6 protein-coding genes are annotated in these 9,592 nt (G+C 46.0%); 3 read left to right on the top strand and 3 right to left on the bottom strand.

Annotated elements, in window-relative coordinates; genetic code table 11:
- Positions 1-127 precede the first annotated feature (127 nt).
- From ACTXGE_RS03805 to ACTXGE_RS03795, 3 genes are all read right to left on the bottom strand, one after another.
- Positions 128-3,106: a LysM peptidoglycan-binding domain-containing protein gene (locus ACTXGE_RS03805; RefSeq protein ID WP_443541727.1), complete on the bottom strand. Its 2,979-nt coding sequence runs from the start codon at positions 3,104-3,106 to the stop codon at positions 128-130.
- A 371-nt stretch (positions 3,107-3,477) separates the two neighbouring features.
- Positions 3,478-3,972 carry a nuclear transport factor 2 family protein gene (locus ACTXGE_RS03800; RefSeq protein ID WP_443541729.1) on the bottom strand — a complete coding sequence of 165 codons (495 nt, stop codon included), beginning with the start codon at positions 3,970-3,972 and terminating at the stop codon, positions 3,478-3,480.
- Between the two features lie 140 nt (positions 3,973-4,112).
- Positions 4,113-5,309, bottom strand: coding sequence for a CNNM domain-containing protein (locus ACTXGE_RS03795; RefSeq protein WP_317199046.1), 1,197 nt, complete (start codon positions 5,307-5,309; stop codon positions 4,113-4,115).
- Positions 5,310-5,922: 613 nt separating this feature from the next.
- On the opposite strand from ACTXGE_RS03795, the gene yajC reads away from it, so the two are divergent.
- The 3 genes from yajC (at position 5,923) to secF (ending at position 9,556) form a co-directional block, all read left to right on the top strand.
- Positions 5,923-6,255 carry a preprotein translocase subunit YajC gene (gene yajC, locus ACTXGE_RS03790; protein WP_317198964.1) on the top strand — a complete coding sequence of 111 codons (333 nt, stop codon included), beginning with the start codon at positions 5,923-5,925 and terminating at the stop codon, positions 6,253-6,255.
- Between the two features lie 127 nt (positions 6,256-6,382).
- Positions 6,383-8,260 (top strand): protein translocase subunit SecD, encoded by a 1,878-nt coding sequence (secD, locus tag ACTXGE_RS03785; protein WP_317198965.1) that lies wholly within the window; start codon positions 6,383-6,385, stop codon positions 8,258-8,260.
- Between the two features lie 15 nt (positions 8,261-8,275).
- A complete protein-coding gene (secF, locus tag ACTXGE_RS03780) occupies positions 8,276-9,556 on the top strand; it encodes a protein translocase subunit SecF (RefSeq protein ID WP_443541936.1) in 1,281 nt (426 codons plus the stop codon).
- Positions 9,557-9,592: the final 36 nt, after the last annotated feature.

Below are 9,592 nucleotides of genomic sequence, written 5' to 3'. Positions count from 1 at the left end.
AAGGACTAAGCCCTGTACAGTACAGAACTCAGTCCTTGTTATAAACTTAAACCGTCCAAGTTTCGGGGGGCAGTTCAATAAGAGCCGCTTTTTTGTGCTTAACGATATTTGTATTTAATGATCAAGATCAACGATTAGGCACTGTTAAGCGCTGTCCGCGTTGTAGCATGGTGTCTGCTGCGATATCATTCATATCTGCAAGCTCTTGTGTCGATACGCCGTACTTGCGTGCAAGTCCAATCAAGCTATCGCCTGAACCTACAGTATAGCTGACAGTCACTTTGGGTACTTTAATTGTCTGTCCGCGCTGCAACTGAGCATTACTAGCGATATTATTAGTCGCCGCTAAGTCCTCAACTGATACGCCAAAGCGGCGTGCCAATGCAATCAAGCCATCGCCTGATTGTACTTTGTAATTCTCAGTATTGTTAAGCTTCTTACCACTACTGCTCGTTGCGGTGCTGCTAGTGCTATTACTGCTACTAGCACTGCTTGGAGCGCTACCTTTGGCGGGAATCGTAATCGTACGTCCTCTGATGAGATTGGATCTTGTGGTCAAGTTATTGGCAGCAGCCAATTCACTTAAGCCGATATTATAACGATTAGCGACGCCTGTTAGCGTGTCGCCAGATTGAACCTTGTAGCTTACAGGTTTGTCATTTAGCTGACGCTCGACTGTGTCCTTTGACACCGGTACTTTAATCGTCTGACCACGTTGCAAGCGTGCACGCGCATCAAAACTACTATTAACAGCTGCAATTTCGCTAGCACTCACATCCAAGCTATTAGCAATACCGATCAAGGTCTCACCTGACTTTACCGTATAGTTCGTTGTAGACACTGAGCTATTACTAGTGGTGTCGTTGCTGCGATTTGTGCTCACATTGGCGCTCGCTGGAACGACTAGTCTTTGACCGACATATAGAGAGTCTGTAGTGCTCAGTCCGTTTAGGTTAGCCAGTGTTGACGTTGGAATATTAAACTGACGCGCTAAGGCAATAAGGCCATCGCCCGATTTGACTGTATAGCTCTTGGTCGGTATTTTCGATGAGCTGCTCGATGAGCCACTAGATCTAGTCGATGGCGCAGCAGGTGTACTCTCAGGCGCTTTTACTTTGCCCGGGACAAGCCAGAGCTTTTGCCCTATGAGTAGATCAGCGCGGCTGCTTAGATTATTGTAAGTGGCTAGCTGGGTCACTGACATATCAAAACGGTTGGCGGTACCTATGAGCGTATCGCCGCTTTGTACCACGTAACTCTCAGGCTGGCTGGCAGTCTCACTGCTACTGCTAATAGGCGCGATAGTTTTGGCGTTATAAAGGTACAAGGTGCTACCCGATAATAGATTAGCACTTGGGTCAATCTGGTTCCATTGTGCAATATCACGCCAGTTTAGCCCAGCGCGGCTGGCGATGTTAGAGAGCGTATCGCCGCGTTTGACAGTATAGGTGCTGCGTGTACCCTGCGGTTTTGCTTTGCTAGGTTTAGTACTTGCGCCTGATGAAAAGGTGATTTTCTTCTCTTTACCGCTCGCCTCTAATATAGACTGCTGCGTCTGTATCGCGGACAACTTGATGTTGCCATCGACCGGACTGATCGCTTGGCTGACTTCATTAGTCTGTCTTTGAATTTGGCTGGCAATAAAGTCGCGCTCTTCTTTAGTCAGTGGCGGCTCTTGGACGATCGTATTGTTACTGGTAATTGACGCTGATGTAGTCGGCAAGCTATTACTGCTTTGTAGTTCAGCATTGATTTTTTTGGTCTCATTGCTGGTAATCGCAGGCTCAGTACGTAGCGAGGTGTTATTGCTATATACAGAGCTACTAGTAGGCGTAACCGATGGCGAGATATAACTGGTCGTCTGCTGCGGCACCGTAGCACTTGCAGCATAGTCAGCCAAACCGCTGCCAGTAGATGGCAAAGACGAGCTAGTATAGGGCTGATTATTATAGCTTGGCGTCGCAGGCGTCGTTGCAGCGATCACATTGCTGCTACCATTACCTCTTAGGGTACTAAGTTTAGCATCGATATTGCTATCGACATCGTTTGGAATGACTACGCGCTGCGGGCCTGATTGATCAATTCGACCTGAGATAAGCGCAGTATTGAGGCGCTCAAGCTCATCATAGCTCACGCCTGTCACTTGCGCGACTTCTGCTAGGCTTACCCCATAATTGACAGGAACGCTGCGAAAATGCTGACGGTTAGCGATAGCTGGCAAGTACACGCCATACTGCTCAGGCTTTGAGACGATCTCAGCAACGGCTAAGAAACGCGGTACATAGTTCATGGTCTCTGTCGGTAGTCTGAGCGACCAGTAGTCCGTTGGCAAGCCTTGAGCCGCATTGGCATCGATAGCTTTTTGAATACGGCCTGGACCTGCGTTATAAGAGGCCAGTGCTAGCTCCCAGCTGCCGAACTGATTGTATAGTGCGGTCAAAAAGTCGTAAGCGGCGCGCGTCGATTCAATGACATCGCGGCGCCCGTCATAGGTGCTGCTTTGGTTAAGACCGTAGATACGACCTGTACTTGGAATAAACTGCCACATGCCAGCGGCGGCAGCGCTACTGGTCGCGCCTGGATCATAGGAGCTCTCAATGATAGGCAATAGGGCAAGCTCGGTTGGAATATTGCGGCGCTCAGCTTCTCGTACAGTATGATACAGGTAGCGGCTTGAGCGCGCAGTCAAACGATTAAGATAGTCTTGGCGACTGGTGAACCAGCCCTTTTGCGCCTCAATACGCTGATTGTAGATCGGCTGACCCATATTCATGCGGTAGCCTGCGCGCAGACGATTCCACAAATCACCATATTGCTGAATCACCAGTTTATTGCCCTCAACCATCGTCATATCAGTGGCTTCTAACAAGTCCGCTAGCTCATCTAAACTCTCAGCATCTAAATATGCGGTCGAATAATCAGTGCTACTTGGCGCTGTATTCACCGTAGGCTGCGTAGCGGGTTGTTTATTGATAACAGGTTTCGTAGTTGCTCCCGTATTTTTTACCGTTGATGTGTTACTACAAGCGCTAATAAGCAGAGTCGATACCGCAAGCGCCAAAGGTAGAGCGATAAATGAGCGAGATTTTGAGGACACAGTAGACATGATGAGGGGTGCTTCCTAACGATATGAGAAAAATAAAGGAGAATGACAGTATAGTATGCAATATAGACTAAAAACCAGTAGCAGAGTAAAGATAGTGCTTAGATTTTTAATACCACTTAAATATTGAGTAGTGCCTTGTAATCAGTACCCAGATATAAAATAGGTTTGACGAAGTCATGACTTTATATCATGTTCAACGAGAATAGCGCAAATTTGACTAATAGCTAATATTTTATAAAAAAACCACTGACTTGAGTCAATGGCGTATTTGAGCACTTGATAACATGTGCTACATAAACATTCATTTAGGATTTAACTACACTTTAAAGAATAATCACTATAATTAATAATCACTTTAATTAATAATCGCTTTAATTAATAGTCACTTGCGATACTGCACGTAACAACAAGGCATTACCCGTTGACAAGGTCAAAGTCACTCGTGAATTGGTCACAAATGAAACGTCTTTGCCATCCTTAACCCAGCTCTCAGTCGTCGTCACATTCGCGCGAGCCTGCTCACCGGTCGTCACGATATTATCGATAGTAATGTCATAACGGTAGTTTGAGGTCTGATTCCAGCTATTTTGCAGAAGCTTTAGATAGGCATCTTTATCTAAGCTGGTAGTTTTACCTTTTCTAGATAAAGAGATAAGCGCATCATCAGCAACCAAACGCGATACTTGGCTGATGTTTTTATTATTTGCCGAAGCCTTCATTGATGAAGCATAGTTCTGTACCAAGGCCTCGGTCATAGTAGCGGCCTGCGCACTGATGCTTACTGTACTTGCTAGCACGGCGGCTGCTGCCACGCTTGAGCTTTTAATTAATAAAGCAAGCAAGCTTTTATCCCAGAATCTTTTCATGGTCATCCTTAGTGTTTTATATTCTTTTGATTAATAGCTTTAGCCTAGCACTCAATTCTCACAGTCATGTAACAAGCTGTGTGCTTCTTCGCAGTATTATCTGTTACTTAAAGCTAAGTCAGTGATTAGGCAGTGAGCGATTAAGCTCTAGTCTCACCAATACCACTGCTGTCATCATCTTGCTCATCATCACTGATCTTCATACCCAAACGCTCAACTCGGCGATCCATCATCTGTCTTGCCAAGGCTTGCATATCTTCGACGCGATCGATCTCATCGACAATCTCAAGTCCAAGCAGAGTTTCAAAAACATCCTCTAAGGTGACAAGGCCTTTGACCTCGCCATACTCACCAACAGTGACCGCAATATGAATACGGTTTTTGAGCATAAGCTCTAATAGATCAAACAGTTTCATCTTTGAGAAGACAAAAGTGATATCACGTTTAAACTGTGTTAAGGGCTTGTGCATCGCATGATTGACTTTGGCAAGTAGCATATCTGTCTTTAGCACAAAACCTGTAATATTATCCAAATCTTCATCATAAATAGGCAGACGTGAAAAGGTCAATTTGGGTCTATCGACCAAAAGCTCAGCAACGGTCTTTTTTTGCTCAAAGGCGAGCATCACTGAACGCGGCGTCATAATGTCTTCGACTTTAATCGCACCAAAGGCTAATAAGTTGCGAATGATTCGTGATTCAAGTGGATCAATCTGCCCTGACTCTTCGCCGATACTGGCTAGTGCCGCAAACTCTCGGCGGCTAAAGACGTTGGCTTCTTTACCGCGAACCAGCAACTTGGTCAATTTTTCTGATATCCATATCAGCGGATATAAAAGCACAATAATACCGCGTACAAACAGAGCCACTATGCCGCTCAGTTGACGCCAGTACACAGTACCAAGAGTCTTTGGGATAATCTCTGATAAGAACAAAATCGCTAGAGTCATCACCCCTGAAAACAGACCGAACCAAGTGCTACCAAATACAATCGTTGCCTGCGCACCCGCACCGATGGAGCCTAAAGTATGCGCAACCGTGTTCAAGGTCAAAATAGCGGCAAGCGACTGATCGATATTATCGACTTTAAGACGCTTGAGCATGGCTGCTTTTTTGGGATTACGCTCTTGCACATCTGCAATAAAAGACGGCGTCATACTCAAAAGAACGGACTCTGCAAGCGAGCACAAAAACGAGATACCAATAGCAATAGCCACAAAGAGTATGAGTAAAGCAATACTCGTCGCTGTCGGCGCTGCTGTAGCCGCAGATGCTGTCGTTGCCGCCGCCGCTAGCACGGACTGCGGAGCTAGCGCGAGCAAGGCTACAGCCAGCATCACTGCTCGTTTGCTGCTAGAAAAGATGAGCCTGTTTATCGGCTCAGGTTCTTCGGGGACGTCATTCTCGCGCGCTTGCGGATGACTGATCGTAGAGACAAACATAGATATGGTGGACAAGTTAGGTAACCTAAACAAATGAGAAAAAGGAGCATAATGAGTTATGCTAAACGATAATGATAGTAGCACCGTTAGTGGCTTTTCACAATAACAGGCACTTGTTTTTGATGGTACCTGCCGCATATAAATTCAATAGTTAGCGCTAGCACTTTTAAAAGATTTTGGGCTTACCAAAGTCTTATAACGACAAGCCTAATGATTTCAATACTACTATGTGTGCCACTGTATTTTAGTGTTTCATCTTAATTAACTTTGGACGGATATCACTGTTATTTTGACTTTATATAATAGGTGTTTTTTGCACCAAGCAGATTTATACCTTGTACAGTCAATGAACGATAACATCGATAGTAGTTAAAATACGCACTTGCTTAGGTGAAATAATGCCAAGCCTATGATAAACAGTTACCAAGTCAAAGATTTTTTGTTACTATGCGTTTAATTTTATTATTGTGCTCAAATCTTTATCGTTAGTTAATCACTGAGAGAAATTATGAACTTTTTTATCCAATCTGCTCATGCCGCTGAAGCTGGCGCCGCTGGTGGTGCTTCACTATTTGGTCAGATCCTACTGCCCGTTGCGTTCTTTGCTATTTTTTACTTCTTAGTTATTCGCCCGCAGTCAAAGCGTACCAAAGAGCATCGCGCGATGGTTAGTGCTTTGACCGTTGGTAGTGAGATTATCTTTGCTGGTGGTTTGATGGGCCGTATCAAGCACTTAGAAGGTGACTATGCTGTTGTAAGCTTAAACAACAACACTGATGTCAAAGTGCAGCGCGCTTCTGTTATTTCAGTCTTGCCTGCTGGCACTATTGAGAGCGTATAACCTTTAGTTATTAAATGTGCACTATTACATAGAAGTGACCGCTTCAACGGTCACTTTTGTGCGCTTGAGCTCACAATAGGCACACAAGTTGTCTAACCCATTATGTTATCAACTTTAAGAAGTGATTATGCAATATCCCGCTTGGAAATACCTGATCATTACCGTCGTGCTTATCATAGCCGGTCTATATGCAGCCCCAAACCTTTATCCTGATGAACCTGCCGTACAGATAACTAGTGCGGCTGCAGGTACTCAGCTGTCTGAGGGTATCTTGACAGAGTCTGAGAGTCTGCTTGAGTCAGCTGGTATCGACTACCATAATGGTACGTTTGAAGGTAACAGTGCGCTTATACGTCTCGATAATCCAACCACGCAGCTCAAAGCGCAAGAGGTGCTTAAGCAGAACTTGAGTGAGGATTATGTCGTAGCCCTAAACTTAGCGCAAACGACGCCGCAGTGGCTGCGTGATATCGGGGCAAAGCCCATGAAGCTTGGGCTAGATTTGCGCGGCGGGGTGCGCTTTGTACTCGAAGTCGATATGGATAAGGCATTAGAGCAGCGCTTAACTAGTGCTAGCCGTGATATGCGCCGTGAATTGCGTGCTGAGCGCGTGGCGGTCACAGGTATTAAAACGGATGGTCTTAATATCGTATTGCACTTTGCTGATACCGATAGCCGTAATCGCGCGCAAAACATCTTGCAAGGCTCGATGGGTAACACTTTTAATCTGCAATCGTCTATCGATGAGCAAGGCCCTGCCTTAGTCATGTCATACAACGATGCTACTATCGATGAGATCAATAGTTACGCGGTCAATCAAAACTTGACGACTCTGCGTAATCGTATCGCAGAGCTTGGCGTGACTGAGGCTTTGGTTCAATCGCAAGGCGCTAGCCGTATCGTTGTTGAGTTACCAGGGGTACAAGATACCGCCGAAGCTAAGCGTGTACTTGGTCGTACGGCCAATCTTGAGTTTCGCCTGGTTGCTGAAGGTAGTGAGACTTATACGGGCGGTATTCCGCCTGCGGGTACCGAAGCCTTCCCGTTTGAGAGCTTAGATGGTCCGCCTGTGTTATTAGAGCGTCAAGCGATTGTCACAGGGGACAAGGTCACCAACGCGCAAACAGGTGTGGACGAGAGCGGTATGCCTGAGGTCAGTATTACTTTGGACAGCGCTGGCGGTAGGCTCATGCAAAACGCCACGCGCACCGCTGTTGGTAATCAGATGGCGGTTTTGTTTATTGAAAATAAGCAAAGAATCACTTATGAAGAAGATGCAGCGACTGGCGAGATGGTAGAGATACGTACGCCGTATGCCGAGACCAAAGTCATCAACCGTGCTAACATTCAGGCCGTTTTGGGTTCATCCTTTCGTATTACTGGACTCGATAGCAGTGCTGAAGCCGCTGAATTAGCCCTATTACTACGCTCAGGTGCCCTTGCCGCACCGATGTATTTCGTCGAAGAGCGCACCATTGGTCCGTCACTAGGACAAGAAAACATCGAAAAGGGTCTGTTTTCAACGCAAGTGGGTTATCTGCTAGTCTTCGCCTTTATGATTATCTTTTATCGTCTATTTGGGGTCATTGCTAATGTGGCGCTGGCGATTAACGTTATTATTATTATCGCTATTATGTCGATATTAGGCTCGTCGCTGACTCTGCCTGGTATTGCCGGTATCGTCTTGACTATAGGTATGGCGGTCGATGCCAACGTGCTGATCTTTGAGCGCATACGCGAGGAACTGGCAAATGGGGTGCGGCCAAAATCTGCTATCGTGGCAGGTTTTGATCGCGCCTTTAGTAGTATTTTTGATGCCAATATCACAACCCTACTGGTTGCTTTTATTCTATTCGCCATCGGTACAGGCCCTATCAAAGGCTTTGCCATCACTTTAGCTATCGGTATCGTCAGCTCGTTATTTACGGCGATTTTGGTCACGCGCGCGCTGGTTCAAATTGCTTATGGCAAGCGCAAATCAATCAAACGTCTGAGCATCGGTTAGGAGAATACTATGGCGATTAATGATAACAATAACCCAGAGAACAATAACACGCCAACCTCTGGTAGTTCAGGCAGTGGCTCTAGCAATGATCCGAATAAACGCCGCCGCAACCGCAATAAGCCGCGCCGTGATGGTAAAGGCAGCAATACCCAAAAAAGCAGTCGTATTAATGACAGCGACACTACTGATAAGCTCGATAAAGGCAACTCCAAAAAACAGTCACGCCGCGTAGGTTCTGCATTAGCCGCGCAAACGCCTGACCTTGTCAAAGACGAGCCGATAAGTGCTCATGATAGCGCCGCTGAAGATGCTGCAGCACAGGCTGAAGGCGGTATCAAAGCCGTTGGTAATCAGCGTATTATCCCCTTTATGAAGATAGAAAAGCCGATGGCACTATTGTCTTTATTTATGGTGATTGCCAGTATTATAGCCATCGCCGTTAATGGTCTAAACTTAGGGCTTGATTTCACCGGCGGCGTATCCGCTGATGTGCGCTATGAGCAGCCTGTTGAACAGATCGATGTGGTACAGGCACTAGCTAGTAATGGCTTTGATGATGCGGTAGTGCAGTATTTAGGCACGCGTGAGGAGCTACTCGTACGCCTGCCCCCTCAGTCTGATAATATCGATGGACTGAGCACTAGCCTTACTCAAGCTCTAGCCTTGCCAAGTAACACGGCTGAGATTAGTAACGTCAACATCATTGGTAGTCAGGTCGGTAACGAGGTTTATTTAAACTCAGTTATGGCTTTGGCGTTAGCCCTACTATGTATGCTTGGTTACGTTGCCTTGCGCTTTCAGTTTAAGCTCTCTCTTGGTGCGGTGCTCTCACTATTTCATGATGCGGTGGTGACTATCGGTGTCTTTGCGCTATTTGGTCTGCCCTTTGATTTGACTGTGCTGGCGGCAATTTTGGCATTAATTGGTTATTCACTCAACGATACGATCGTCGTTTATGACCGTATCCGTGAGAACTTTCGCCGCGTACGTGGTATCACGCCAAGCCAGACGGTTGACTTATCGCTCACAGAGACGCTACGCCGTACTATTATGACCATCTCAACGGTGCTTTTGGTCGTGCTAGCCATGATGTTCTTGGGCGGTGATGGCCTCTATTGGTTCTCGGTAGCATTGTTTATCGGTCTGCTGGCAGGTACCTACTCCTCTACTTATATCGCAAGCTCTATCCCGCTACGTATGGGTCTATCGCGCGATGATTTTGTGGTCAAAGTAAAACCTGAGTTTGAAGAAGAGATTGTTACCTTTAATGATCCTAAAATGTTCGAACAGGATTAAAGGTAGACTAAGCCTCAATTTAAGTCATTAGAATCA

It is taken from the genome of Psychrobacter sp. T6-4, assembly GCF_052258425.1.
In the GTDB taxonomy this organism is placed as follows: Bacteria; Pseudomonadota; Gammaproteobacteria; order Pseudomonadales; family Moraxellaceae; genus Psychrobacter.
Note: the sequence above shows the minus strand (reverse complement) of the source record. Positions and strands in the feature narration are given on the sequence as shown.

Excerpts from the sequence above, each read along its gene's own strand:
- ACTXGE_RS03805 (WP_443541727.1), bottom strand. The coding sequence starts at position 3,106 with ATGTCTACTGTGTCCTCAAAATCTCGCTCATTTATCGCTCTACCTTTG.
- ACTXGE_RS03800 (WP_443541729.1), bottom strand. The coding sequence starts at position 3,972 with ATGAAAAGATTCTGGGATAAAAGCTTGCTTGCTTTATTAATTAAAAGC.
- ACTXGE_RS03795 (WP_317199046.1), bottom strand. The coding sequence starts at position 5,309 with ATGCTGGCTGTAGCCTTGCTCGCGCTAGCTCCGCAGTCCGTGCTAGCG.
- yajC (WP_317198964.1), top strand. The coding sequence starts at position 5,923 with ATGAACTTTTTTATCCAATCTGCTCATGCCGCTGAAGCTGGCGCCGCT.
- secD (WP_317198965.1), top strand. The coding sequence starts at position 6,383 with ATGCAATATCCCGCTTGGAAATACCTGATCATTACCGTCGTGCTTATC.